21 protein-coding genes are annotated in these 25,368 nt (G+C 63.5%); 12 read left to right on the top strand and 9 right to left on the bottom strand.

Features of this window, described 5'->3' with window-relative positions; all coding sequences use genetic code 11:
• Positions 1-119 precede the first annotated feature (119 nt).
• Positions 120-869 carry an outer membrane protein OmpK gene (locus Q0P52_RS01555; protein WP_293759558.1) on the top strand — a complete coding sequence of 250 codons (750 nt, stop codon included), beginning with the start codon at positions 120-122 and terminating at the stop codon, positions 867-869.
• Positions 870-993: 124 nt separating this feature from the next.
• On the opposite strand, the gene pgi is transcribed toward Q0P52_RS01555, so the two are convergent.
• From pgi to zwf, 5 genes are all read right to left on the bottom strand, one after another.
• Positions 994-2,637 carry a glucose-6-phosphate isomerase gene (pgi, locus tag Q0P52_RS01550; protein WP_293759560.1) on the bottom strand — a complete coding sequence of 548 codons (1,644 nt, stop codon included), beginning with the start codon at positions 2,635-2,637 and terminating at the stop codon, positions 994-996.
• Positions 2,630-3,496: a transcriptional regulator HexR gene (hexR, locus tag Q0P52_RS01545; protein WP_293759562.1), complete on the bottom strand. Its 867-nt coding sequence runs from the start codon at positions 3,494-3,496 to the stop codon at positions 2,630-2,632. Before hexR ends, pgi begins: the two co-directional genes overlap by 8 nt.
• Positions 3,497-3,498: 2 nt before the next feature.
• Entirely contained in the window at positions 3,499-4,476 is a 978-nt protein-coding gene (locus Q0P52_RS01540; RefSeq protein WP_293759564.1) for a glucokinase, read from the bottom strand.
• A complete protein-coding gene (gene pgl / locus Q0P52_RS01535) occupies positions 4,457-5,134 on the bottom strand; it encodes a 6-phosphogluconolactonase (RefSeq protein ID WP_293759565.1) in 678 nt (225 codons plus the stop codon). Before pgl ends, Q0P52_RS01540 begins: the two co-directional genes overlap by 20 nt.
• A 367-nt stretch (positions 5,135-5,501) precedes the next feature.
• Positions 5,502-6,968 (bottom strand): glucose-6-phosphate dehydrogenase, encoded by a 1,467-nt coding sequence (zwf, locus tag Q0P52_RS01530; protein WP_293759911.1) that lies wholly within the window; start codon positions 6,966-6,968, stop codon positions 5,502-5,504.
• Positions 6,969-7,232: 264 nt separating this feature from the next.
• Here zwf and edd point away from each other — a divergent pair, with 264 nt between their 5' ends.
• From edd to Q0P52_RS01480, 10 genes are all read left to right on the top strand, one after another.
• Positions 7,233-9,068, top strand: coding sequence for a phosphogluconate dehydratase (edd, locus tag Q0P52_RS01525; RefSeq protein WP_293759567.1), 1,836 nt, complete (start codon positions 7,233-7,235; stop codon positions 9,066-9,068).
• 2 nt (positions 9,069-9,070) lie between these two features.
• Positions 9,071-9,694 (top strand): bifunctional 4-hydroxy-2-oxoglutarate aldolase/2-dehydro-3-deoxy-phosphogluconate aldolase, encoded by a 624-nt coding sequence (locus Q0P52_RS01520; RefSeq protein ID WP_293759569.1) that lies wholly within the window; start codon positions 9,071-9,073, stop codon positions 9,692-9,694.
• Positions 9,695-9,902: 208 nt separating this feature from the next.
• Entirely contained in the window at positions 9,903-10,583 is a 681-nt protein-coding gene (locus tag Q0P52_RS01515; protein WP_293759571.1) for a response regulator transcription factor, read from the top strand.
• Between the two features lie 3 nt (positions 10,584-10,586).
• Positions 10,587-11,996 (top strand): sensor histidine kinase, encoded by a 1,410-nt coding sequence (locus tag Q0P52_RS01510; protein ID WP_293759573.1) that lies wholly within the window; start codon positions 10,587-10,589, stop codon positions 11,994-11,996.
• Between the two features lie 280 nt (positions 11,997-12,276).
• Entirely contained in the window at positions 12,277-13,521 is a 1,245-nt protein-coding gene (locus tag Q0P52_RS01505) for an ABC transporter substrate-binding protein (RefSeq protein WP_293759575.1), read from the top strand.
• A gap of 162 nt (positions 13,522-13,683) precedes the next feature.
• Entirely contained in the window at positions 13,684-14,586 is a 903-nt protein-coding gene (locus Q0P52_RS01500; RefSeq protein ID WP_293759577.1) for a sugar ABC transporter permease, read from the top strand.
• Complete coding sequence (locus tag Q0P52_RS01495; protein ID WP_293759579.1) at positions 14,579-15,436, top strand: carbohydrate ABC transporter permease; 858 nt, start codon at positions 14,579-14,581, stop codon at positions 15,434-15,436. Before Q0P52_RS01500 ends, Q0P52_RS01495 begins: the two co-directional genes overlap by 8 nt.
• Positions 15,437-15,439: 3 nt before the next feature.
• Complete coding sequence (ugpC, locus tag Q0P52_RS01490; protein WP_293759581.1) at positions 15,440-16,549, top strand: sn-glycerol-3-phosphate ABC transporter ATP-binding protein UgpC; 1,110 nt, start codon at positions 15,440-15,442, stop codon at positions 16,547-16,549.
• Positions 16,549-17,442, top strand: coding sequence for an aldo/keto reductase (locus Q0P52_RS01485; RefSeq protein ID WP_293759583.1), 894 nt, complete (start codon positions 16,549-16,551; stop codon positions 17,440-17,442). The genes ugpC and Q0P52_RS01485 overlap by 1 nt, the downstream gene beginning before the upstream one ends.
• Before the next feature lie 140 nt (positions 17,443-17,582).
• On the top strand, positions 17,583-18,401 hold the full coding sequence (locus Q0P52_RS01480) for an HDOD domain-containing protein (RefSeq protein ID WP_293759585.1): 819 nt from the start codon (positions 17,583-17,585) through the stop codon (positions 18,399-18,401).
• A gap of 74 nt (positions 18,402-18,475) precedes the next feature.
• On the opposite strand, the gene Q0P52_RS01475 is transcribed toward Q0P52_RS01480, so the two are convergent.
• Positions 18,476-20,350 (bottom strand): RNB domain-containing ribonuclease, encoded by a 1,875-nt coding sequence (locus tag Q0P52_RS01475; RefSeq protein WP_293759587.1) that lies wholly within the window; start codon positions 20,348-20,350, stop codon positions 18,476-18,478.
• 139 nt (positions 20,351-20,489) lie between these two features.
• Here Q0P52_RS01475 and Q0P52_RS01470 point away from each other — a divergent pair, with 139 nt between their 5' ends.
• A complete protein-coding gene (locus Q0P52_RS01470; protein ID WP_293759589.1) occupies positions 20,490-22,094 on the top strand; it encodes a diguanylate cyclase in 1,605 nt (534 codons plus the stop codon).
• A gap of 41 nt (positions 22,095-22,135) precedes the next feature.
• On the opposite strand, the gene Q0P52_RS01465 is transcribed toward Q0P52_RS01470, so the two are convergent.
• The 3 genes from Q0P52_RS01465 to Q0P52_RS01455 form a co-directional block, all read right to left on the bottom strand.
• Positions 22,136-22,906 carry a DeoR family transcriptional regulator gene (locus tag Q0P52_RS01465; protein ID WP_293759591.1) on the bottom strand — a complete coding sequence of 257 codons (771 nt, stop codon included), beginning with the start codon at positions 22,904-22,906 and terminating at the stop codon, positions 22,136-22,138.
• A 111-nt stretch (positions 22,907-23,017) separates the two neighbouring features.
• Positions 23,018-23,725 (bottom strand): amino acid racemase, encoded by a 708-nt coding sequence (locus Q0P52_RS01460; RefSeq protein WP_293759593.1) that lies wholly within the window; start codon positions 23,723-23,725, stop codon positions 23,018-23,020.
• Positions 23,726-23,741: 16 nt separating this feature from the next.
• Entirely contained in the window at positions 23,742-25,310 is a 1,569-nt protein-coding gene (locus Q0P52_RS01455) for an EAL domain-containing protein (RefSeq protein ID WP_293759595.1), read from the bottom strand.
• Positions 25,311-25,368: the final 58 nt, after the last annotated feature.

Genomic DNA, 25,368 nt, shown 5'->3' with positions numbered 1-25,368 from the left:
GCGTATTGCCTCTGCGTGAAACTTTTCAATATCAAAGCACTTGCGTTACTCTGCGCGCCCCCCGTAGCGCATACGCGGGTCTCAACGAAAACAAAGTTCACACTTAGGCAAAATTACAAATGAAAGCTCGCAATCTGCTGCTGGCCCTGTCCATGATGGGCAGCGCCGCATTCGCTCACGCCGACAACTGGTCCTGGGGCGACGTTAGCGCCAACTACCTCGACTGGTCCAGCCGCACCACCGGCCAGAGCGGCAAGAAAGACTTCGCATACCTGGAGCTGGAAGGCGGCATGGGCGGCCAGTGGGGCGAACTGTACGGCTTCTTCGACCTGGAAAACCCGGGCAAGAGCGGCAATGGTCAGGAAGGCCATGACCAGCGTTACACCACCAAGGCGATTGCCCGCTTCAACATGACCCGCATCGGCGACGTGCCGGTACAGCTGTACGCTCACGTGTACGACACCCGCGGCAACGAGTTCTTCACCCAGAACCGCGTGCTGGGCCTGGGCACCGACCTGAAGTTCGGCAACCTGACCATCAAGCCCTTCATCGGCGCGCATAACGAGCTGGACGCTTTCGGCGTGAATTCCGGCTTCAACGGCTGGATGGCCGGCTACGTGCTGCTGTACCCGTTCAGCGCTTTCGGTCAGTCCTTCCTGGTGAGCCAGTGGCATGAAACCGAATTCGCCCGCAAGGACAAGTTCACCCCCAACTACAACAGCCACACTGGCCAGAACGGCGCCATCGCGCTGTGGTGGAACGTGAGCAAGCACTTCACCACCGGCGTGCAATACCGTTACGCCGACCAGAAGCTGGGCACCAGCGTGTACCAGAACGCCATGATCTACTCGGCCAAGTACAACTTCTGATGCCGGGTCTGCGCCGGGTTGCCGGCGCATGATCAAGAAAAACGCCGCTCGGATGAGCGGCGTTTTTTTGTGCCCGCTACCGACGGGCAGCCTATCGGCCAACCTTGCCCGGCGCGGTTCGGGCTTACTTGTTGGCCTGGCGATACAGCTGGATCAGACGCCGGGTGGAGCTGTCGTGCTCGGCGTTTTTCAGCTTGCCGGTCAGCTCGGCATGAATGGTCTTGGCCAGTTGCTTGCCCAGTTCCACGCCCCACTGGTCAAAGCTGTTGATACCCCAGATAACGCCTTGCACGAAGATCTTGTGTTCGTAGAGGGCAATCAGCGAGCCGAGGTTGCGCGGGTCCAGCCGGTGCATCAGCAGGGTGTTGGTGGGGCGGTTGCCGCCAAACACCTTGTGCGGCACCAGCGCTTCCAGCGCCTCGCCGCTCATGCCTTGCTTGGTCAGCTCTTCGCGCACTTCGTCGGCTGTTTTGCCGCGCATGAAGGCTTCGGCCTGGGCAAATACGTTGGCCAGCAGGATTTCATGGTGGCCCGGCAGGCTGCCCTGGCCCTCCAGCGAGGCGATCAGGTCGATCGGCGAAATGTGGGTGCCCTGATGCAAGAGCTGGAAGAAGGCGTGCTGGCCGTTGATGCCGGTTTCGCCCCAGATGATGGGGGCGGTTTCAAAGTTCACCGGGGTGCCGTCCACTTGCACCTGTTTGCCGTTGGACTCCATGTCCAGTTGCTGGATGAAGGCCGGCAGGCGGTGCAGGTACTGGTCGTAGGGGGCGATCACATGGCTGCCGCCGCCGTAGTAGTTGATGTACCAGATGCCGATCATGGCCAGCAGCACCGGCATGTTTTGTTCGAACGGCGCATTGCGGAAATGCTGGTCCATGATGTGCGCGCCGTTGAGCAGCTCGGTGAAGTTCTCCTCGCCCAGATACAGCATGATGGGCAGGCCGATGGCCGACCACAGGCTGTAACGGCCGCCCACCCAGTCCCAGAATTCGAACATGTTGGATGGGTCGATGCCGAAATCGGCCACGGCCTTCTGGTTGGTGGACACAGCCACGAAGTGCTTGGCTACGGCCTTTTCGTCGCGGGCGCGCTGCAAGAACCAGTCGCGCGCGGTGAGCGCGTTGGTGAGGGTTTCCTGCGTGGTGAAGGTTTTGGATTCCACAACGAACAGGGTGGTTTCGGAGTGGACTTTCTTCAGCGTTTCCTTCAGCTGCGCGCCGTCCACATTGGAGACGAAGTGCATGTTCATGCGCGGATGGCCGAAGGGCTTGAGCGCGCTGCATACCATCAGCGGGCCAAGATCGGAACCGCCGATGCCGATGTTGACGATGTCGGTGATGGGCTGGTTGGTGTAGCCCAGCCATTCGCCCGAGCGCACGGCGTGGGCGAACTTGCCCATGCGTTCCAGCACCGAATTCACCTTGGGCATCACGTCTTCGCCGTCCACATGGATGGGCGAGTTGGTGCGATTGCGCAGCGCCACGTGCAGCACGGCGCGGTTTTCCGTGCTGTTGATCTTCTCGCCCTTGAACATGGCCTTGATGCGATCGGGCAGGCCGGATTCGCGCGCCAGTTGCATCAGGCCGCTGAGGGTGGCGTCGGTGATGCGGTTCTTGGAGTAATCGAGGAACAGACCGCCCACTTCCAGCGAGTAACGATCGGCGCGGTCGGGGTCTTCGGCAAACAGTTCGCGCATGTGGCGCTGCTTGGCTTCGGCGAAGTGATCCCACAGCGACTGCCAGGCCGGCAGCTGGGTCAGGTTAGGCATCGGGGTTGTCCTCATTTGTCCTGTTGGTGGCCAGCCTCTTTTGCTTGAGGCTGTGCTTGGTTTTTTCCAGCTGTCCGATGACATCGGGGCCGCGGCGCAGGGCTACGCCCACCGCCAGTACGTCGATGAGCACCAGGTGGATGATGCGCGAGATCATCGGACTGTAGGTTTCGTTGTCTTCCGGCGTGTCCGCCATCAGCGCGATGCTGGCGGCGCGGGCCAGTGGCGAGCCGCTGGCGGTCAGCGCCACCACCGTGGCACCGGAGGCCAGCGCTTCTTCCACCGCGTCCAGGAGTTCGCGCGAGCGACCGGAGCTGGAAATGGCCACCAGCACGTCGTCCGGGCCCAGCACCGACGCCGCCATCATCTGGATGTGGGTGTCGGCGTAGGCCACGGTGGAAATGCCGAAGCGGAAGAATTTGTGCTGGGCGTCGGCGGCGGTGATGCCGGAGTTGCCCAGGCCGTAAAACTCCACGCGGCGCGCGCGGGAGATGGCGTCGATGGCGGCCTCGATGGCCTGCGGGTTGACGTCGTGCCGGCTCTTGAGCAGCGCGGACACGGTGTTGTCGAACACCTTGGCCACGATTTCGGAGGTGGGGTCCTCAGGTCGCACGCTGGAGTGCACATAAGGCACGCCGGTGACCAGGCTGCCGGCCAGTTTGAGCTTGAAATCCGGTAGGCCGGCACAGCCCATGGAGCGGCAGAAGCGGATGACGGTGGGCTGGCTCACGCTGGCGTTGCGCGCGATGTCGGCTACCGCCGCCTGCATCATGGTATAGGGTTGGGCCAGCACCAGCTCGGCTACTTTGCGTTCGGCCGAGGACAGGGTGTCCAGTTGCGACTTGATTCTTTCCAGCATGCTCAGTGCTCCAGATGCGCCGCCAGCGCTGCGCTGGCCCCGATGAGGGCCGGGTAGCGGCTATCGATGACATAAACCGGAATGGCCGCCATGTAGGCGGAAAAACGGCCCTTGTCCTCGAAGCGCGGCCGGAAGGGCGACGTTTTGAAGTAATCGATCAAACGTGGAACGATACCACCGCCAAGGTAAACCCCGCCACGTGCCCCCAGCGTCAGCGCTAGGTTGGCCGAAGCCGTGCCCAGCATGGCGCAGAAGGCGTCCAGGGTTTCGCGGCAGCGCGGGCATTGCCCGGTCAGGCCGCGTTCGGTGATGTCGGCCGCGCTGTAATCGGCCGCATCTTCGCCGGCCAGCGCGGCCAGCGCCTGGTAAATCAGCACCAGGCCGGGACCGGACAGCAGGCGTTCGGCCGAGACGTGACCGAAGCGGTCGCGGGCAAAGCGCCAGACGGCGGCTTCGCGCTCGTCGAAGGGCGCAAAGCTGACGTGGCCGCCTTCGCCGGACAAGGGCGTGTAGCCGCCGGCGTGCGGAATCAGCGCCGACACGCCCAGCCCGGTGCCCGGGCCGATCAGCGCCAGCGGGCCGCCGGCTACCGGTTCGCCGCCGCCCACCTGCACCAGCTCGTCGGCCGGCAGATGCGGCAGCGACAGGGCCAGCGCGGTGAAATCGTTGATCACCACCAGGCTGGCAAGGCCCAGCGCCTGGCGAGTGGCTTCAATGGAAAACGCCCAGTGATGATTGGTCATCTGTACCCAGTCGCCAGTGACCGGGTTGGCGATGCCGATGGCGGCGTGCGAGACGGCATGGGCTGCAACGCGCGCCAGATAGCTGCGCATGGCCGCTTCCAGCGTGGCGAAGCCGGCGCAAGGCAGTACTTCGACGTCTTCCAGCACGCCGGGGGCGGTTTCTAGCGCAAAGCGCGCATTGGTGCCGCCGATGTCGGCCACCAGGCGCGGCCAGGCTTTAGGCAGTCCAGTAGACATCGAGCGGGCACTCCGTCTGGTGCAGGAAATGGCTGATCGGCAAGGCGTCGTCGCGCGCCGTCAGTGCGGTGTCGAACACGGCGCGCTTGCCAGCGCCCTGAATGGACAGGATCAGGCAGCCGCTTTTCACCAGCGCGGCGTAGCTCATGCTGATGCGCAGGTGCGGCGCGGTGGCCGGTTGCACCAGCAGCAGCGGCGCGGGGTTGGCCGGGTCCAGCCCGGCGGCCAGCGCCTCGGTGCCGGGAAACAGCGAGGCTGTGTGGCCGTCTTCGCCCATGCCGAGAATGGCGACGGTGGGGGTGCGGAAGGCGGCGCTGGCCGCTGCCAGTTCGGCGGCGGCGTCCTCCGCCTTGCTGGCCAGCGGGGCGAAGGCGGCTTCGGCCGCGGCGCCTTGCAGCAGGTGCTGGCGCACCAGCGCGGCATTGCTGTCCGGGTGGCTTTCCGGCACGAAGCGCTCATCCACCAGGGTGACGGTGACGGCAGACCAGTCCAGCGGCTGGCTGCGCAGCGCGTGGAAAAAGGGTACCGGCGATTTACCGCCGGATACCGCCAGCACGGCGCTGCCATCGCGACGGATGGCGGCGGCGAGGCGCTGCGCCACACTGGCGGCCAGGGCGTCGGCGCTGGCGGCTGCATCGGGGAATTCAAACCACTGCATCTTGTTTTCTCCTCCGGCTGGCTTCGGCCAACCTTGTTGTTGCTGCGCCGACGGGCGGGGCCGGCGGAAAATCATTGGGTGCGAGTGCGGAGCCCGGCAAAGCCCGGCTCTTCGACGTAACTGCTTGATGCTGTCGCCTTCTCGTTCAGGCCCGCCAACAACACCCCTGATCCAGCGTTGCGCCTGCGAGTCTTGCGCCATGTACCGCCAGCGTCGGCGCGCCTTGGTTCAGGGGCTTTGCGAGGCGCTGTTAGCCGCTCTCATTCCCCATCCCCTTGTCCTGCCAATTCCATTGAAGAAGGGCTTCCCGCTTCCTGAAGGGAAGGCGGGAGGGCCTTGGTCATAATCTGGGCAGGGCGCGCCCGGTTCAGCTTTCTTCGTGCCAGCTGATGCCGTCGCGGGACAGCAGCGCACTGGACGCGGCCGGGCCCCAGGTGCCGGCGGTGTACTGCTTGGGCGGGTTGCCGCTGCTGCGCGCCCAGACATCCATGATGGGCTCCACCCAGCGCCAGGCTTCCACCAGCTCGTCGCGACGCATGAACAAGGCCAGTTTGCCGCGGATCACATCCAGCAGCAGGCGCTCATAAGCATCGGCGCGGCGCACCTTGAAGGCTTTGTAGAAGTCCAGGTCGAGATAGGCCGGTTGCAGGCGCATGGTGTCGCCCGGTTCCTTGGCCAGGAAGTACAGGCGGATGCTCTCTTCCGGCTGCAGGCGGATCACCAGCCGATTGGCGGTGTGGCTGCCGCTGAGCGGGCCGGAGAACAGTTGGTGCGGCACATCGCGGAAGTTGATGACGATTTCCGCCACCCGCTCCTGCATGCGTTTGCCGGTGCGCAGGAAGAAGGGCACGCCGGCCCAGCGCCAGTTGTCGATCTCGGCCTTGATGGCGACGAAGGTTTCCGTCTGGCTGCCGGCCGGGATGCCTTGCTCTTGCAGATAGCCCGTGACCGGCTGGCCCGCCACCGCGCCGGCCTTGTACTGGCCGCGTACGGTCTTGGCGGCGACATCGTGTTCGGTGAAGGGGCGCAGCGCTTTGAGCACCTTGAGCTTTTCATCGCGCACGGCGTCGGCTTCCATATTGGCCGGCGGCTCCATGGCCACGATACAGAGCAGTTGCAGCAGGTGGTTCTGCACCATGTCGCGCAGCGCACCGGTGCCGTCGTAGAAGTCGCCGCGCGTGCCTACACCCAGGTCTTCGGAGATGGTGATCTGCACATCGTGAATCCACTCGCGGCGCCACAGCGGTTCGAACAGCGCGTTGGCGAAGCGGATGGCCATCAGGTTCTGTACCGATTCCTTGCCCAGATAGTGGTCGATGCGATACAGCTGGTCTTCCTGGAAGAAGCGCGCCACGTCGTTGTTGATGGCGTTGGAGGAGTCCAGATCGGTGCCCAGCGGTTTTTCCAGCACCACGCGCACATTGGGGCGGTTAAGGCCCACGGCGGCGAGGTTGTCGCAGATGCCGGAGAAAAGGTCGGGCGCGGTGGCGAGGTAGCATACCACCACGCGTTCCGGGTGCTGGCCCACGGCTTCAGCCAGCGCCGGGTAGTCGGCGGCCTCGCCGGCGTCCACCTTCAGATACTGGATGCGGTTGCAGAAGGTTTGCCAGGCGGCGTCGTCGAAGTGTTCCTTGATGTGGATGCGCGACTGCTTCTCCACCAGTTGCAGGTAATCGTCGCGGCTGATGCCCTTGCGGCCCAGCGCCAGCAGGCGGCCTTCGGTGTTGAGCAGACCCGCCGCGTGCGCCTGGTACAGGGAAGGCAACAGCTTGCGCATGACCAGATCGCCGGTGCCGCCAAACAGCACCATATCGAAGGCCGGGGTGGAGGAGATACGGTTGTCCATGATGATGTTCCGTCTCAATGCAGTAGCAGATGTAGTTATATTACCACCCGCTTTTGTCATGTCCATGCGTCAAACCGGTGTATTCCGCATTACGCAACAGTGACAAAAATGGGAAAAAACAGGCCATATGCTTAACTGGTGTGGATTTCAGGCTGGTATTGTCAGGTGGAAGCAACTGTAGGGAGGGCGCTTTCCTTGCATTTTATGTGTAGTAAAACTACCATTTATCTACACTCAACACAGGATTTCACCATGGCTTTGCATCCGGTATTGCACAGTGTCACCGAGCGCATCATAGACCGCAGCCGCGCGCGCCGCACGGCGTATCTGGCGCATCTGGACGCGCAGATCCGGCAAGGCCGGGTGGAGCGCTCGCAACTGTCCTGTACCAATCAGGCGCATGCTTTCGCGGCCATGCCCGACAGCATCAAGATCCATCTCAAGGAAGATCGCCGCGCCAATCTGGCGATTGTCTCGGCCTACAACGACATGCTGTCCGCCCACCAGCCGCTGGAAGCCTATCCGGCCTGGATCAAGGAAGCCGCGCTGGCGGCTGGGGCCACGGCCCAGTTTGCAGGCGGCGTGCCCGCCATGTGCGACGGCGTGACCCAAGGCCAGCCGGGCATGGAGCTGTCGCTGTTTTCCCGCGATGTGATCGCCATGAGCACCGCCGTGGCGCTGTCGCACCAGATGTTCGACGCCGCCCTGTATCTGGGCGTGTGCGACAAGATCGTGCCGGGCCTGCTGATCGGCGCGCTCACCTTCGGCCATCTGCCGGCGGTGTTTGTGCCGGCCGGTCCGATGACCACCGGCATCGCCAATGATGAAAAAGCCAAGGTGCGCCAACTGTTTGCCGAAGGCAAGGTAGGCCGCGACGCCTTGCTGGAATCGGAATGCCAGTCTTACCACGGCCCCGGCACCTGCACCTTCTACGGTACCGCCAACTCCAACCAGATGATGATGGAGATCATGGGCCTGCATCTGCCGGGCACCGCCTTCGTCACCCCTGGCACGCCGCTGCGTCAGGCGCTCACCCGTGAGGCCGCGCGCCAAGCCGTGAAGATTGTCGCCCAGGGCGAGCATTTCACTCCCGTCGGGCGCATGATCGATGAAAAATCCATCGTCAACGCCATCGTCGGCCTCTTGGCCACTGGCGGTTCCACCAATCACACACTGCATCTGGTGGCCATTGCCCGCGCCGCCGGCATCGACATCAACTGGGACGATTTTGATGAATTGTCCGCCGCCGTGCCGCTGCTGACCCGCGTCTACCCCAACGGCAAGGCCGATGTGAACCATTTCCACGCCGCGGGCGGCATGGGTTTCGTGATTCGCGAACTGCTGTCCGCCGGTCTGTTGCACGAGGACGTTGCCACTATCGTCGGCAAGGGGCTGTCCGCCTATGCCAATGAGCCGTGGCTGGACGGCGCGGCGCTCAAGTGGCGACCGGCCCCGGCCCTCAGCGGCGACCTCGACGTGCTGCGCCCGGCCAGCGACGCTTTCTCGCCGGACGGCGGCTTGCGCGTGGTGAGCGGCAACCTGGGTCGCGCCGTCATCAAAGTGTCGGCGGTCAAGCCGGAACACCGCGTGGTGGAAGCTCCGGCGGTGGTATTCCATGATCAGAACGACATGCTGGCCGCCTTCAAGCGCGGCGAGCTGGAGCGCGACTTTGTAGCGGTGATCCGCTTCCAGGGCCCGCGCGCCAACGGCATGCCGGAGTTGCACAAGCTGACCCCGGCGCTGAGCATCCTGCAAGAGCGCGGCTTTGCCGTGGCGCTGGTGACCGATGGTCGCATGTCCGGCGCGTCCGGCAAGGTGCCAGCCGCTATTCATGTCAGCCCGGAAGCCGTCAGCGGCGGCGCTATCGGCAAGGTGCGCGATGGTGATATCGTGCGGCTGGACGCCGTGGCCGGCACGCTGGAAGTGAAAGTACCGGCGGAGGAATGGGCGCAACGCGACCAGGCCGTCGCCAACCTCGAACACAATCAGTTTGGCGTGGGCCGCGAGCTCTTCGCCGTTTTCCGCGAGTCGGCCAACGCCGCGGAAGCCGGCGCCATGAGCTTCCACCACCCGCTTTGGAGAGAATGACCATGGATGCATTGACCCTGTTGCGCCAAGGACCGGTGGTGCCGGTGATCGTGGTAAATGACGCGGCTGTTGCCGTGGATCTGGCGCGCGCGCTGGTGGACGGCGGCATTCGCGTGCTGGAAGTGACGCTGCGCACCAAGGCCGCGCTGGCCGCCATGCGCCGCATGCGCGACGAAGTGCCGGACGCCATCGTCGGCGCGGGCACCTTGCGCAATCGCGCCCAACTGGAAGCCGCCATCGACGCCGGCGCGCAGTTCGGCGTCAGCCCGGGCCTGACCCCGGAACTGGCCTCCGCCGCCCGCAACAGCCAGATGACGCTGATCCCGGGTGTGGCTACGCCGTCCGAAGCCATGCGTGCGCAGGACGAAGGCTTCGATATTCTCAAGCTGTTCCCGGCCGAGGCCGTGGGCGGCATCAAGCTGCTGAAATCGCTGGCCGGCCCGCTGCCGGATCTGCGTTTCTGCCCTACCGGCGGTATTGATCTGGTCAAGGCCAGCGACTACCTGGCCCTGCCCAACGTGCTGGCGGTGGGCGGCAGCTGGCTGACGCCGGACGACGCCATCGCCAATCGTGATTGGGCGCGCATTACCGAGCTGGCCCGTCAGGCCAGTGGTCTGACCCGCTGATCGCAAGGCCTTGCGCCCTTATGCCGAAACCGCCCGCTCCGGGCGGTTTTTCTTTGGGCGTTGCCTGTCTTCGGCCACAAGCCTGGCTGGACGGCCTTCCCGTCGGCGCTGGCATGGTTTTTCTTCGGCCAAGCTTGATGTGCCGCTGGAGCGCAAGCGGGCACTTGGCATACCATCACAGCTCCTCATTCCCGATAAAGCCGACGATATGCGCATCCTGCTCGCCGAAGACGACGCAGTGCTGGCCGACGCCCTGCTGACCCGTTTCACCCAGTTGGGGTTTGATTGCGCGCATTGCGCGGACGGTTTGTCTGCGCAGGACCGGCTGTTGGCCGAAGCCTTCGATGCCGTGGTGCTGGACATCGGCCTGCCCGGGCAGGACGGCCTCAAGGTGCTGCGCAATGTGCGCGTGCACAAGCCGGCCTTGCCCATCCTGCTGCTCACCGCGCTGGATAGCATGGAAGACCGGGTGGCTGGTCTGGACGCCGGCGCCGACGATTATCTGGTGAAGCCGTTTGAATTCCCCGAGCTGGAAGCCCGCATCCGCGCCTTGCTGCGTCGTCAGCGCGCGGCCGACCCCAGCCGGGACGAACTGCGCTTTGGCCCGCTGCGGCTGGACCGCGCGGCTCAACGCGCCTGGGGCGGCGCGCAGGCGCTGGACCTGTCCGCCCGCGAGCTGGAGTTGCTGTATATCCTGATGAGCCATGCCGAAAAAGTGCTGACCAAGGAGCAGATCGCCGGTGAGCTGGCCAGCGACGGCGAGGAGGTGGGCGCCAACGCGGTGGAAGTGTACGTTCACCGCCTGCGCAAGAAACTGGACGGCAGCGGCGTGGGCATCCGCGCGGTGCGCGGGCTGGGCTACCTGTTGGCCGAAGAACAGGGCGATTGAGCAGTGTCGCAGGCACGCAAACTCTCTTTGCGGCGGCAGCTGCTCATCTGGCTGCTGCTGCCGCAGCTGGTGCTGTGGCTGGCGGCCGCCTTGCTGGCGCACGCCATGGCGGTGCGCTACGCCAGCCAGGTGATCGACCAGACGCTGGCGCAATCCACCCGCGCGCTGGCGCGGCAGGTGAAGCCCTTCGGCAACGGTTTTTATGTGGATTTTCCACAAGCGGCGCGCGAAATTCTGGAAGAAGACCCCGCCGACCGCGTCTACTACCGCGTCAGCTCGCCGCCGGAAGCTTTCCTTCTGGGCGAACCGGCCATGCCGGCCGTGCCGCCCGGCTTGCCGGCGCGCGCCGGAGACAGTTATTTCTACAATGCCGCCATCAAAGGGGTGGACGTGCGCGTGGCAGCCTTGTACTTGCAAGCCGGCACCCATGACGCGCCGCAGCTGATGCTGGTGCAAGTGGCCAAAAGCCGCGCCCAGAGCGCCGAACTCACCCGCAAGATCATGCTGGACATGGGTCTGCCGCTGATGGGTCTGATGCTGCTCACCAGCTTGCTGGTGTGGGGCGGCATCACGCGCGGGCTGTCGCCCTTGCGGCGCTTGCGCCGCATGGTGGAAAACCGCTCCCCGCGAGACATGGCGCCTATCGAGGCCAGCGATGCGCCCTCCGAGGTGCGGGCGCTGGCGGCATCTATCAACACCCTGTTGGCCGAAGTGAACGGTCAGGTCACCCAGCAGCGGCGCTTCATCGCCGACGCCGCCCACCAGTTGCGCACGCCGCTGGCCGGCTTGAAATCGCAAAACGAACTGGTGCGATCGGAATTGCAGGCCGAGCAGCCTGACATGGCGCGCGCCTTGCGCCAGTTGGGGCAGGTGGACGCCAGCGTGGCGCGCACCATCCATCTGGTGAACCAATTGCTGGCGCTGGCCCGCGCCGAACCGGAGGCCGGACTCTCGCTGGAGCCGCTGGACCTGGCGCGGCTGGCGCGCGAAGTCACCGCCGAGGCCGTACCGCGCGCGCTGGCGCGCAAGCAAGACCTGGGTTTTGAAGGGCCGGACGGCGCGGCACCCATCCTCGGGCACGCCGGCCTGCTGCGCGAATTGCTGGCCAATCTGGTAGACAACGCTATCCAGTATTCGCCGGCGGGCAGCGAAATCACCGTGACGCTTGCGCTTGACGGCGATGAGGCGGAGCTGGCGGTGCGCGACGCGGGGCCGGGCATTCCGCCGGCGGAGCGGGACAAGGTATTCCAGCGCTTTTACCGGGTGGATCCGCAGCAAAACAGCAAAGGCTGTGGGCTGGGGCTAGCCATCGTGCAAGAGATTGCTCGCCGCCATCACAGCAGCGTGAAACTGGCCGACAACAGCCCGCAAGGCTTGTGCGCCAGTCTGCGCCTGCCCGTGCGGCGCGGCTGATGTTGTAGTTTTCGTAGCGTAGTTGACACACTACACGGCAATGCAATGCTGCGTTGCCGCATGGCGGCAAGTGCTTAAAACAAAAGATTTCATCTGTTTGGCATGTTGCGGTGCTTTGTCTTTTTGTCGTTTTCTTACAGTGCGCGAACATAAAGCTTACGCAAAACTTACAGTTCGTCGTTATAGTTCACCCACGTCTGCTGATCCGCGTGGGCTATAACCCGGACACAGGCGATAACAAAGCTAAAAATTCAACGCTACAGAGAACGGAGACTAGACAATGAAACTCAAGCAATTGAGCGCAGCACTCCTCGCCACCGCCATCCTGCCGGCCACCGTGTTCGCCGGCGAAGTGGAGGTGCTGCATTGGTGGACTTCCGGCGGCGAGGCCAAATCCGTGGCCGAACTCAAGAAGATGATGAATGCCAAGGGCGATACCTGGAAAGACTTCGCCGTGGCCGGCGGCGGCGGCGACAACGCCATGACCGCGCTTAAGACCCGCGTCGTTTCCGGCAACCCGCCCACCGCCGCCCAGATCAAGGGCCCGGCCATCCAGGAATGGGGCGCTGAAGGCGTGCTGGCCAATATCGATGCAGTAGCCAAGGCAGAAGGCTGGGACAAGCAATTGCCGCCGGTGGTGAGCCAGGTCATGAAATACAAGGGCCAGTACGTGGCCGCCCCGGTCAACGTGCACCGCGTGAACTGGCTGTGGGTCAACCCGGACGCGTTGAAAAAGGCCGGCGCCAAGGTGCCGACCACCTGGCCGGAATTCTTTGAAACCGCCGACAAGCTGCAAAAAGCCGGCATCCAGCCGATCGCGCACGGCGGTCAGCCGTGGCAAGACGCCACCCTGTTTGAATCCGTCGCGCTCGGCGTGGGCGGCGCGGATTACTACAAGAAGGCCTTCGTGAAGCTGGATCAGGCCACGCTGGCCGGCCCCACCACTGTCAAGGTGTTTGAAACCCTGCAGAAGGTGAAGGGCTATATCGACAAGGGCGCAGCGGGTCGCGACTGGAACCTGGCCACGGCCATGGTGATCAACGGCAAGGCCGGCATGCAGTTCATGGGCGACTGGGCCAAGGGCGAGTTCACTGCCGCCGGCAAGAAGCCGGGCAAGGACTTCCTCTGCGTAGCCGCTCCGGGCACCGCCAACAGCTTCACCTTCAACATCGACAGCCTGGCGATGTTCAAACAGAAGAATCCTGCCGCTCAGAAGGCCCAGTCCGATCTGGCTGAAACCGTAATGAGCAAGGACTTCCAGGAAGTGTTCAACCTGAACAAGGGCTCCATCCCGGCTCGTCTGGACACCCCGATGGACAAGTTCGACGATTGCGCCAAGAAATCCAAGGCCGATCTGACCACCGCCAACAAGAACGGCGGCCTGGTACCGAGCTTTGCCCACAAGATGGCCATGCCCTCGGCCACCGAAGGCGCGATGGTGGACGTGATCTCCCAGTTCATGAACTCCAGCATGACGCCCAAGACCGCCGCCGAGCGCCTGGCCAAGGCCGGCAAGGTGCACTGAGGCTGATATCCGGCCCTTGCGGGCCTGATGCCGGCATGGGCGGCGGCATGCGCCGCCGCCTGCTCCATTCCCCTGTTTGATACGTTCTCAGCTGCCGTCCGGCCCGCGCCGGACGGGCTTCGCCTGCGCGGATGCCGCCGGCTGCGGAACCAGGATGATGTGATGTCCTCTCCCAATAAAGCTTCCAGCTGGTCGGCCCTGGCCGACCGCTGGCTACCCAAACTGGTGCTGTCGCCCTCGCTGGCGGCCAGCTTGCTGTTTGTCTACGGCTTCATCGCCTGGACGGCCTGGCTGTCGCTGACCGAGTCGCGCCTGTTGCCGGACATGACCCTTTCCGGTCTGGTGCAGTATCGCGAGCTGTTCGATAACGACCGCTGGTGGACCGCCGTGGCCAATCTCGGCATTTTCGGCGGGCTTTTCATCTTTTGCGCGCTGGCGGTGGGCCTTTTGCTGGCCGTGTTGCTGGACCAGAAAATCCGCGCCGAAGGAGCTTTGCGCACCATTTACCTGTATCCGATGGCCTTGTCCTTCATCGTCACCGGCACCGCCTGGAAATGGATGCTCAACCCCGATCTCGGCCTGCAGAAGCTGGTAAACGACTGGGGCTTTCCCAACTTCACCTTCGACTGGCTGGTAGACCCGGACAAAGCCATCTACACCGTGGCCATTGCCGGCGTATGGCAGTCGTCCGGCTTCGTGATGGCGCTGTTCCTGGCCGGCTTGCGCGGCATTGACGACTCCATCATCAAGGCCGCCCAGGTGGACGGGGCCAGCCTGCCCGTCATCTACTGGCGCATCATCATTCCCAGTTTGCGTCCGGTGTTCTTCAGCGTGCTGCTGATCCTGTCGCACATTGCCATCAAGAGTTTCGACCTGGTGATGGCGCTGACCGGCGGGGGCCCCGGCACCTCTTCGGACGTGCCCGCCATCTTCATGTACCAGTTCGCCTTTACCCGCGGCCAGCTCGGCCTGGGCGCGGCCTCGGCCATGATGATGCTGATGACCATCGTCGCCGTGCTGGTGCCGCTGATGTATATGGAAACGAGGAGCGCCAAACGTGGCTAAACACTTGTCCGTCGGCCGCATCGTGCTCTATGCCGCACTGGTGCTGATGGCCGCCTACTATCTGCTGCCGCTGTACGTGATGCTGTCCACCTCGGTGAAAACGCTGGACGACATCCGCGCCGGCAATCTCATCTCGCTGCCGCACGCTATTACGCTGGACGCCTGGAGCAAGGCCTGGTCCAGCGCCTGCACCGGAGTGCAGTGCGAAGGCATGAAGGGGTTTTTCTGGAACTCGGTGAAGATGGCGGTGCCCTCGGTGCTGCTGTCCACGCTGATTGGCGCGATCAACGGCTACGTGGTGTCCATGTGGCGCTTCAAGGGTTCGGACGCGCTGTTCACCATGGTGCTGGTGGGCTGCTTCATTCCCTTCCAGGTGGTGCTGCTGCCCATGGCCACCCTGCTGGGCCAGTTGGGCATCGCCAATACCACAACCGGTCTGGTGGTGGTGCACGTGGTGTACGGCCTGGCCTTCACCACGCTGTTCTTCCGTAATTTCTACGTGACGATTCCGGACGAACTGGTGAAGGCGGCGCGCATCGACGGCGCCGGTTTCTGGACCATTTTCTTCCGCATCCTGATGCCGATCTCCGGCCCCATCTTCATGGTGTGCGTGATCTGGCAGTTCACCCAGATCTGGAACGACTTCCTGTTCGGCGTGGTGTTCGCCGCCGGCGAGTCGCAGCCCATCACGGTGGCGCTGAACAATCTGGTGAATACCTCCACCGGGGTGAAGGAATACAACGTGGACATGGCCGCGGCCATCATCGCCGCCCTGCCCACCCTGTTCGTTTATATGGTTGCCGGCCGCTACTTTGTGCGCGGTCTGACGGCCGGCGCTGTGAAAGGTTGATCGATGGCTGCACTTTCCATCAATAACGTCTGCAAGACTTACACCGGCGGGACGGAAGTCCTCAAGGGCATCAATATCGCCATCGAAGACGGCCAGTTCCTGATTCTGGTCGGGCCGTCCGGTTGCGGCAAATCCACCCTGCTGAACATGATCGCCGGTCTGGACGACATCAGCAGCGGCGATATCCTCATTGGCGGTGAACGGGTCAACGACCTGTCACCCAAGGATCGCGACATCGCCATGGTGTTTCAGAGCTATGCGCTGTACCCCTCCATGAGCGTGCGGCAGAACATCAGCTTTGGGCTGGAAATCCGCAAGCTGCCCAAGGCCGAGATCGACGCCACGGTGGAGCGGGTGGCCACCATGCTGCAAATCACCCACCTGCTGGATCGCAAACCCTCCCAGCTGTCCGGCGGTCAGCGTCAGCGCGTGGCCATGGGGCGCGCCTTGGCGCGCAACCCTTCCATCTTCCTCTTCGACGAACCGCTGTCCAATCTGGACGCCAAGTTGCGGGTGGAAATGCGCACGGAAATCAAGCTGATGCACCAGCGGCTGAAGTCCACCATCGTCTATGTGACGCATGACCAGATCGAAGCCATGACGCTGGGTGACCGCATCGCGGTGATGAAGGACGGCGTGGTGCAGCAATTCGGCAGCCCGCAAGACATCTACGACAACCCGGCCAATCTGTTCGTGGCCAGCTTTATTGGCTCGCCGTCGATGAACTTCATTCCGGCCACCATCGTCGAGTCCGGCGGCAAGCTGGGCGTCAATATCTGCGACGATCGCGGCTGCGTAGTGCTGCCTTTGCCGCATGAGCGCGACAAGCTGGCGGCCTGGGTGGGCAAGGAAGTGATCTTCGGCATCCGTCCGGAGCAGATCACGGACGCGCGCACCGCGCACCGCGAAGGTTTGCCGGAGATGAGCTGCCACATCGACGTGATCGAACCCACCGGCCCGGATACGCTGGTGTTCGTTTCGCTCAACAAGACCAAGGTGTGCTGCCGTACGCACCCCACCGAAGCCAAGCGCCCGGGCGAAAGCATGGAGCTGGTGTTCGACGTGTCCAAGGCGGTGCTGTTCGATCCCGCCAGCGAAAAGCGCATCGCCTGATGACGCCGCTCGCGCCCGTGACGCTGGCCCCGGTGGGGCCGGCTTTCTCTCCGGTGGCAGCCGGCCTGTGGCGACTGGCGGAGTGGGCGTTCACGCCCGCGCAGCTGCAGGGCTGGGTGGAGCACGCGCTGTCGCTGGGCATCAATACATTCGATCATGCCGACATCTACGGTGGTTTTACCTGCGAGGGGCTGTTTGGCCGCTGGCTGAAAGCCCATCCTTCGCAACGCGACGCCATCCGGCTGGTGAGCAAGTGCGGCATCAAGCCCGTCAATGCGGGGTTCGGCTGGCAGGTGAAGCACTACGACAGCAGCGCGGTCCATGTCGTCGCCTCGGTGGAGCGCTCGCTGGCCGAGTTGGGGACCGATCATCTCGATCTGCTGCTGATTCACCGCCCAGACCCGCTGATGCAGGCGGACGAGTTGGCCGAAGCCTTCGGCCAACTGCGGCAGGCGGGCAAGGTGCTGCACTTCGGCGTGTCCAATTTCACGCCCGCGCAATTTGCCTTGCTGGCTGCGCGCACCCCGCTGGTCACCAACCAGTTGGAGTGCTCGCTGCTGCATACCGCCCCGCTGTTTGACGGTGCGCTGGACCAGTGCCAGCAAGAGCGTTGCCGGCCCATGTTCTGGTCGCCGCTGGCCGGCGGCCGTCTGTTGCAGGCCGCTAGCCATCCCGTGGCCGCCCTGCTGCGCGAGATGGCGGTCGAGCGCGGCGTGGCCGTTTCCACGCTGGCGCTGGCCTGGCTGCTGACTTTGCCTTGCGGCCCGGTGCCGGTAATCGGCTCGCGTCGCCTGGCATCGCTGGACGAGGCGCATGCCGCCGTTTCGCTCAGGCTGGACCGGCAAAGCTGGTTCCGCCTGCTGGAAGCCGCGCGCGGGCAGGAAGTGGCTTAGCGCCGCTAACAAACCCCTGTTGCTTTGCGCCGCCGGGCGGTCAGATCAAACCTCTGCGGTTTTCCGCTTCCCTTCTGTCGGCGTTCGCCTAAGCTCAATAGACGTCGACCGAACAACGACAATAAAGGGGATCAACAAACATGCAAGTAGCGGAAATTTTCGAGCGGGCTTCCGGGCGGCTGCCGATGGTGCCCAAGGTGGTGCAGGAATTGGTGGAAAGCTTCCAGAAAACCGACATCAGCATCGACGACATCACCGACAAGGTGGGACACGATCAGGTATTGACGGCCCGCGTGCTGCGGCTGGCCAATACCGCCCGCTTCGGCGGCAGTCGGCGGGTGGGGTCGCTGGATGACGCGGTAATCCTGTTGGGTTTTGATAACCTGCGCATTCTGGTGATCGCCTCCGGCATCACCGGCGCCACGGCGGGCATTCCCGGCTTCGACATGAAAGGATTCTGGCAGCGCAGCTTCGCCATGGCCAACACCGCCAAGCGGCTGGCGCGGCTGGCCAAGCTGGACGCCCAACTGGGCTATACCTGCGGGCTGCTGTCCAATATCGGCGAGCTGGTGCTGCATGTGGCCATGCCGGAGCAGGCGGTGCAGATCGACAAGATCGTCGCCGGCGGCGCGGATCGCGTCGCCACCGAGCGTATGCTGCTGGGTATTGATCTGACCGAGGTGGGCGCGGAGCTGGCGCGGCGCTGGAACTTCCCCGACGATATCCAGCAAGCCATTCGCGACCAGCATGACCTGCTGGGCGACGTGACCGCCTTCGCCGTGCTGATCGGCCTGTCGGCCTATCTGGTGGCCGGTTTCAATCACGGCATGAGCGAAGACGACATGATCGCCACCCTGCCGTGGAAAGTGGTGCAGCGCCTGAATATCGGCGAAGAGGAAATGAAAGCCGCCATTGGAGAGTTGAAGACGGCGTCAACCGAGCTGGACGAGATGTTCTGAGCTTTCGGCCAAGCTCATGTGCATGGAAAAAGCCCGCTTGCGCGGGCTTTTTGCTGTTGAAGAGGGCGGGGTTGTCAGTTGCCTTCGTCTTCGGAGGCTTCCTCGACATGGCCCACCACGCCGACAAAGCGGAACTCGATTTCGGCCATCAGTTCGTCGATGCGGATCACCGACAGCTGGATGCGGTCGCCGCGATTGAGCTCCGGCAGACCCGGAATGCGCGCGCGCATGGGCAGGCCGTCGATGCGAACCAGATCTTCCTTGATGTAGGTGGCGGTGGGGTCGGTAACGCCTTCCTGCGTGAACCAGCGCAGGCACCAGAAGTGCTCCATGCGGTCCTGGAAGGACAAGTAGGCCGAGTAGGTAGCGTCAAAGTCGCGCAGCAGGGCGAACATCATCGCATCGCCTTGGGTAAACACCGGCTTCTCGCCGCGAATCATCGCCTCCAGCTGACGCTGGTTGATGAAGTCGGTGGCGCGGCGCAGGGGCGAGGTGGCCCAGGCGTACTGCGCCACGCCCAGACCGATGTGCGGCTCGGGACGGGTGGTCATGCGCACCTTGCCCATGCTCTGGGCGCGGTACATGGCCGGGATGTCGGCTTCGGCCAACATGCGGCCCCACTCGCTGTTGGCGAGAATCATCAGCTCGGACACCAGTTTGTCCATCGGCGCGCCGCGCTTGCGCAGCGTGATGGCCACCTTGCCGTCCACCACGTTGAAGTTGTAGTCCATCTGCACCGGGCGGGTGGGATCGTACTTGCCGCGGCGCTTCTCCAGCGCGTTGGCGAAGTGCCACAGCCAGATCAGTTCCTGCTTGAACGGGTAGTCGACGCCGGGGTCGTTGAGCAGGGTGTCTTCATTGAACTGCTGTTCGAGTTCGGCGTGACGCAGGTTGGCGGCCACGTGCACGCGTTCGATGCGGCTCTCGTAAGCCACCGGTTCGAAGTCGGCGTTCACGTCCACGTAGAGGCTGAAGGCCGGGCAGTCATGGCCTTCTTTCAGCGTGAAGGCATCCACCACGTCGTCCGGCAGCATGGTGATCTTGTCGCCGGGGAAGTAAACGGTGGAGAGACGGCTCCAGACCAGTTTTTCGATATCGGAGCCGGATGCCGCGCCCAGCGTCGGCGCGGCGATATGGATGCCCACGCGGCGACCGCCGTCCGGCAGGACTTCCACCGACAGTGCATCGTCGATTTCCGTGGTATTGGCGTCGTCGATGGAGAAGGCGCGCACCGCGGACAGCGGCAGGTCGTCAGGCAGGGCCGGCGCGGCGTATTTGCCGAAGCCGGTACCTTTGGGGAAGTACTCCATCAGGAAGCCGGCCATCAGGTAGTCCGGCACCGAGGGGATGCCGCCCACTGCTTGCGCCAGCTTCAGCGGCGACTGCGACAGCTCGCGCGCGGCCTGGTCGAAGGCTTTGAATTCCAGTGTGTTCTTGTCCGGCTTCCACAGCAGCGTCATCAGCTGGGAACGGATGGCCTCCGGCAGCGCGCCGGTTTTCAGCTCGGCCACCCAGGCATCAATCTGCTCCTGCTCGCGTTTTTTGCGCTCAACGCCGGCCAGCGCGGCTTTCAGCGCCTCTTCCGGCGCTTTCTTGTAGCGGCCCTTGCCCTTTTTGTAGAAGTACATGGGCGCGCCGAACAGACGCATGATGATCGCGGCGCTCTCCAGCGAGGACGGGGTGTGGCCCCAGTAGTCGGCTGCCAGCTCATCATGGCCGAACTCATCGTCGGGCGAACATTCCCAGAGGAAGTCCAGATCGATGTCCTGCGTCAGTTTTTCAACCGACGGCAGAAAATCTGCCAGAGATGAAGTAAATTCCAAGAATACGTTGCTGGATTTGATCTTCGCCCGTTTGCCGTGCTGGGTGTCCACCTGCAAGCTGGCATCGGAGCGGGAGACAATGCTGCCTACCTTGAAAGAACCGCTCTCTTCGTAAAAAACATTCATTTGCGCGCCGGGCATTATTCGTTAATCTGCAATTATAACATCGAGCATCCGGGCCCAAGCGCAGTTTGCGCCTGAACTGGATCAGTCGCGTTTCCGGGCAGGCGGGAATGACGGCTTCATGGGTACGGGTACACAAAACATGGAAAAGAGTTCTCAGGCCCGCGAACACATGGCGCGGGAGATCGACCGCTTCGGCCACATGCTGGTAACGCGCTGGGACCGCTCGCTGGCCGCGCACTTGCTGTCCCTGATCGGGCAACTTGAGCGAGACAGCTCGGCGCGGCAGGAGGCAGTGCTGGCAAGAGAGTGTCAGGCGCTGTCTGCGCTGTTGCAGGGATGGTTGCTGCAAAACAGCGACAGCCCGAGCGAGAACGAGCGCTACGATCTGCTGCGCCACCATCTGGGCATCGTCAGTCAGCTGGGCATGATGGCCGAACAGCCGCTGCCGTCCGACAGCTACGCATCGGCGCTCAGTCGGGATGGCCCGCATCTGTTGTACTTGTGGGTGCCGGACAGTCTGGACACTTCCAATCTGGTGCAGCAACTCAGTTGCTATGGTTTTCTGGTGAAAACCATGAATCAGGCCTCCAAACTGGCGCAGGCGCTGCAGGCGGCCACGCCGGCGGCGGTGGTGGCCTATACCGAGTTTGCCGAAGGCGATCCCATTCTTACGCTGGCGGACACGATCTGCGCCCTGTGTCCTTTGCTGGTGTGCTCCACCCGTTACGACTTCGAAGCGCGGCTGACCGCCGTGCGCGCGGGCGCTTCCGGCTTCATGTCCTGGCCGTTGTTGGCTCACGAACTCATCGACAACCTGAGCTTTGGAGATCTGGGCGAGAAGCGCGACCCATTGCGTGTGCTGGTGGTGGAGGACATGGCCTCTCTGGCCGGCCTGTACGCCAATGTGCTGGGCAGTCACGGCGTGGACACCTATCAGATCACCGAGCCGGCGCGCGTGTTGGAAGCAATCGTGCAGTTCCGGCCAGACCTGATCCTGATGGATATGTACATGCCGGACTGCAACGGCATGGAACTGGCGCGCATCATCCGCCAGCAGCGCTTGATGGACGGCATACCCATCCTGTTCCTGTCGGTGGAGAAACGGCAGTCCATCCAGCTGGATACGCTGACGCTGGGCATTGACGGCTTTCTTACCAAGCCGGTGGCACCGGATGAGCTGGCGGTGACGGTCATCAACCGTGCACGCCGCTATCGCAAGCTGCGCTCCTACATGATCAACGACAGTCTCACCGGGCTGCTCAACCACTCTCACCTGTATGCCCAGCTGGAGTACGAAGTGCTGCGAGCGCGCCGCGACGGTCGCCATCTGTCGCTGGTGATGCTGGATCTGGATCACTTCAAAACCATCAACGATACCTACGGCCACCCGGCCGGCGACGAGGTGCTGGTGAACCTCGCGCGCTTCCTGCGCGAGCGTTTGCGCCGCTCCGACCTCATCAGCCGCTACGGCGGGGAGGAGTTCGCCATTGTGCTGCCGGGCACTCGACAAGAGGACGCCTTGCGCGTGATGGAAGCGCTGCGGCAGGCCTTTTCGCGCATCGATCAGCGCGGCGGCGGGCAGACCTTTCGGCAAACCTTCAGCGTGGGCGTCAGCTCGCTGGCATCGGCCGAAGATACCGCCACGCTGGTACAGCAGTCGGACGACATGCTGTATCAGGCGAAGAAGAACGGTCGCAATCGGGTGGAGGCCTGGCCCATGCCTGAGGATGACGGCAGGCAATGAAAAAGCCCGCGCAAGCGGGCTTTTTCATTGCGGGAGACGGATCAGGCGGCGTCGGCCAGAATCAGCCGCACATTGTGCTCTTCCAGCAGCTTGGCCAGCGATTCCGGCGGCTCCGCATCCGTGAACACAGTGTGGAATTCGCTGATATGGCCCATGCGCACCAGCGCATTGCGACCGAACTTGCTGTGATCGGCAGCCAGATAGCGGTGACGGGCGTTGGCCATCATGGCTTGCGCCACGCGCACTTCACGGTAGTCGAAATCCAGCAGCGAGCCGTCGGTCTCTATGCCGGAGACGCCAATGATGGCGTAGTCCACCTTGAACTGGTTGATGAAGTCCAGCGTGGCCACGCCGGTGATGCCGCCGTCGGAGGCGCGCACCACGCCCGAGGTGATCATCACGGTGAAGTCCGGATTGGCCGACATGATGGAGGCCACGTGAATATTGTTGGTGATGACGCGCAAACCCTTGTGGGTGCTGGTCAGCGCCTGCGCCACCGCCTCAATGGTGGTGCCGATGCTCATGAACAGCGAGGCGTGGTCGGGGATGCTGCCGGCAATCATGTCGGCGATATGCGCCTTTTCGCTCTGGAACTTGCCTTTGCGAGCGAAGTAGTCCTCGTTTTCCACGCTGTTGCCCAGCGCGGCGCCGCCGTGATAGCGACGCAGCAGGTTCTCTTCGCAGAGCTGGTTGATGTCGCGACGGATAGTTTGCGGTGTTACGTCCAGCAGGCGGGCCAGCTCTTCAATCGGCATGAAGCCGTTTTCGCGAACCAGCTGCAGGATTTTGTCGTGTCGGGGTGATCGGCTCATGGGGATTCGATTCCGAAAATCATGTTTAGTTTACTAACATATTTTCCGCAGATAGGGCAAATACAACACGGCTGCCGGCCTTGATACGACACAAACCGGTGCGCTTTCGGCTCATTTTCGCTCACAGACGGCATTCACCGCCGCTTCGGCCAACAGGCGGGTGGTGTCGATGGCCGGCAGGCCGCAGTTGTCGTCATCGAGCACCAGCGGCAGCTCGGTGCACGCCAGCGCCACGCCGTCGCAACCTGCATCGCGCAGGTCTTGTACGATGCGCAAGAGATCGGCCAGCGTCTGGGCGCTGCAAGCGCCGGTGGGCACCAGCTCCTCGAAAATGGCGCGCTGGATGCGCTCTTGCGCCGCCGGGGAGGGGATCGCTTCTTCCAGCCCCAGCGCCGAGAGCGGCTGGCGGTAAAGATGGCCCGACATGGTCCAGGCGGTGCCGAGTATGCCTACTTTGGCCAGGCCGCGCTGGCGGCAGGCCTCCGCCACCACGTCCAGCATGCTCAATACCGGCAAGGGCGAGCGGGCTCGGATGTCGTCGATGCAGCGGTGCACGGTATTGGCCGGAATCACCGCCAGTTGCGCGCCGGCTTCGGCCAACCGTTGCAGCGAGCCAACGATGGAGTCCGTGACGATGTCCCAGCGGTTGTCCACTTGTGCGGCATGCACGATGCCGAAGTCCGGTTGATCCAGTACAAAACGCGGATGGTGGTGGTGGTTGAAGCATTGTCCGGCATGGCGATGCATGCGGGCCAGACAGTCGAGCGCGCCGGGCACAGTGACGCCGGCGATGCCGATGACGGCGGTGGGATGGGACAAGAAGCGCTCCTGAACGTCAGGCCGTGGCGTGGCCGGCCAGCTTGGCCGATGGGGCATGCGACGGCAGCTGCTGGATAAAGTCAGCCAGCGGCATGGGTTTGGCGAAGAGATAGCCTTGCAGCAAATGGGCGCCATTATCGCTCAGGTAGCGCTGCTGGGCTTCGGTTTCCACGCCTTCGGCGACGATAGTCATGTCCAGCTTCACCGCCAGCGCCAGCACGCTGTCGAGAATATTGTGGGTAAGGCTGTCGGTGCCGATGCCGGCGACGAAGCTCTGGTCGATCTTGAGCTCATCTACATGCAGGGTTTGCAGATAGGCGAGGCTGGAGTGGCCGGTGCCGAAGTCGTCGATGGCGATCCATACGCCCAAACGGTGAAGTTCGTCCCACAGGGCATCCATGCGGGGCGTGTCCGGTACCGGTTGGCGCTCGGTCAGCTCCAGCACCAGTCGCACTGCGCCGGGCGGGAAAGCTTCGAGAAAATCACGGCAGTCCTGCAGGATGTCTCCTTCTTCCAGATGGCGGGCGCAGACATTGAAGCCGATGTGACAGGCTGGCGGCAGTGCGGCGCGGCGCAAGGCCGCTGCGGTTTTTTGCATCAGCATGCGGGTCATCGGCACGATAAGGCCGTTGTCTTCGGCCGCGGGGATGAACAGATTGGGCGGCACCAGTCCCTGCTGCGGATGACGCCAGCGCATCAGCACCTCTGCGCCTATCCAGTGGCCGGTTTGCGCATCTACCAAGGGTTGCGGCCAGGGATCGAACTCGGCGTGCACCAGCCCGAAGCGCATTTCGCTTTGCATTGGATCGGCCCGCCGCTGCATCTGGTAGCTGCTGTACGCCGCCAGCGCGCCGATCAGGGCCAGCAGCGCCAGCAGGAGGGGGTAATCGGTCAGCAGCCGGCGCAGGCCTTCTCCCATCGGCAAACCCGAGACAACGGTGACATCGTAACGACCGGAGTTCGCGCTGGTCTGGACAAGACCGAGCTTCGCCGGGGCTTGTTCGTAAACGTGTGAGTCCATGCCCACCCAGCGCTTGCCCACGCGCAAGTAAACCGGCAGATAGTTGTCCGCCATCCGCATGCTGCCTGCCAGATAGCGCAGGTCCACCACCGACGATACGTGATAAGGCCCTGCCTGCTCGCGCAGCACCAAGATAGGCACATCGGGCGCGAGGCGGGTGCCGGACAGCATCTCCAGCCGGACGGCGCGGTGGCTGTTGTCAGGCCGGATGGGGAGGTCGGCTTGCAGGTAGGAAGAGCACAACAGCTGACCGTCCAGATCTCGCAGGTTGATGCTGCGTACATAAGGCGAGGTCATGGCCAGATTGAGCAGGAAGGGGCGCAGCTTGTGGCAAGGCTGCGGCGCCAGCTTGAGTACGGTGCGATTGACGTTGTCGGCCTCGTCCAGCAAGGCGTCGGACATGGCGACCAGCTGCTGCACATTGTGCTCGGCGTCTTCCAGCAGCATGGAGCGGTAAAAGGCGGCAGCCAGAAACAGGCCCAGCAGAAAGGCGAGAGAGGCCATTAGCCAGGGCAGCCAGCGCGTGTGGCGTAGTCGGGGAGGAATGGCGGGCGTGGCTGGCATGGGCTGCCTCTGAGCTGGGCGACATTACATGATATACGACTGGCATGCCGCTTTGCTG

The sequence above is a fragment of the uncultured Aquitalea sp. genome, from assembly GCF_945957525.1.
GTDB lineage: Bacteria > Pseudomonadota > Gammaproteobacteria > Burkholderiales > Chromobacteriaceae > Aquitalea.
The sequence above is the reverse complement of the archived record's forward strand: the minus strand, read 5'-3'. Positions and strand labels throughout refer to the sequence as shown.

Coding starts and splice junctions, on each gene's coding strand:
- Q0P52_RS01470 (WP_293759589.1), top strand. CDS start 20,490: ATGGAAAAGAGTTCTCAGGCCCGCGAACACATGGCGCGGGAGATCGAC.
- Q0P52_RS01515 (WP_293759571.1), top strand. CDS start 9,903: ATGCGCATCCTGCTCGCCGAAGACGACGCAGTGCTGGCCGACGCCCTG.
- Q0P52_RS01485 (WP_293759583.1), top strand. CDS start 16,549: ATGACGCCGCTCGCGCCCGTGACGCTGGCCCCGGTGGGGCCGGCTTTC.
- Q0P52_RS01465 (WP_293759591.1), bottom strand. CDS start 22,906: ATGAGCCGATCACCCCGACACGACAAAATCCTGCAGCTGGTTCGCGAA.
- Q0P52_RS01540 (WP_293759564.1), bottom strand. CDS start 4,476: ATGTCTACTGGACTGCCTAAAGCCTGGCCGCGCCTGGTGGCCGACATC.
- pgl (WP_293759565.1), bottom strand. CDS start 5,134: ATGCAGTGGTTTGAATTCCCCGATGCAGCCGCCAGCGCCGACGCCCTG.
- Q0P52_RS01475 (WP_293759587.1), bottom strand. CDS start 20,350: ATGAATGTTTTTTACGAAGAGAGCGGTTCTTTCAAGGTAGGCAGCATT.
- pgi (WP_293759560.1), bottom strand. CDS start 2,637: ATGCCTAACCTGACCCAGCTGCCGGCCTGGCAGTCGCTGTGGGATCAC.
- Q0P52_RS01555 (WP_293759558.1), top strand. CDS start 120: ATGAAAGCTCGCAATCTGCTGCTGGCCCTGTCCATGATGGGCAGCGCC.
- Q0P52_RS01500 (WP_293759577.1), top strand. CDS start 13,684: ATGTCCTCTCCCAATAAAGCTTCCAGCTGGTCGGCCCTGGCCGACCGC.
- edd (WP_293759567.1), top strand. CDS start 7,233: ATGGCTTTGCATCCGGTATTGCACAGTGTCACCGAGCGCATCATAGAC.
- Q0P52_RS01480 (WP_293759585.1), top strand. CDS start 17,583: ATGCAAGTAGCGGAAATTTTCGAGCGGGCTTCCGGGCGGCTGCCGATG.
- Q0P52_RS01520 (WP_293759569.1), top strand. CDS start 9,071: ATGGATGCATTGACCCTGTTGCGCCAAGGACCGGTGGTGCCGGTGATC.
- Q0P52_RS01505 (WP_293759575.1), top strand. CDS start 12,277: ATGAAACTCAAGCAATTGAGCGCAGCACTCCTCGCCACCGCCATCCTG.
- ugpC (WP_293759581.1), top strand. CDS start 15,440: ATGGCTGCACTTTCCATCAATAACGTCTGCAAGACTTACACCGGCGGG.
- hexR (WP_293759562.1), bottom strand. CDS start 3,496: ATGCTGGAAAGAATCAAGTCGCAACTGGACACCCTGTCCTCGGCCGAA.
- Q0P52_RS01455 (WP_293759595.1), bottom strand. CDS start 25,310: ATGCCAGCCACGCCCGCCATTCCTCCCCGACTACGCCACACGCGCTGG.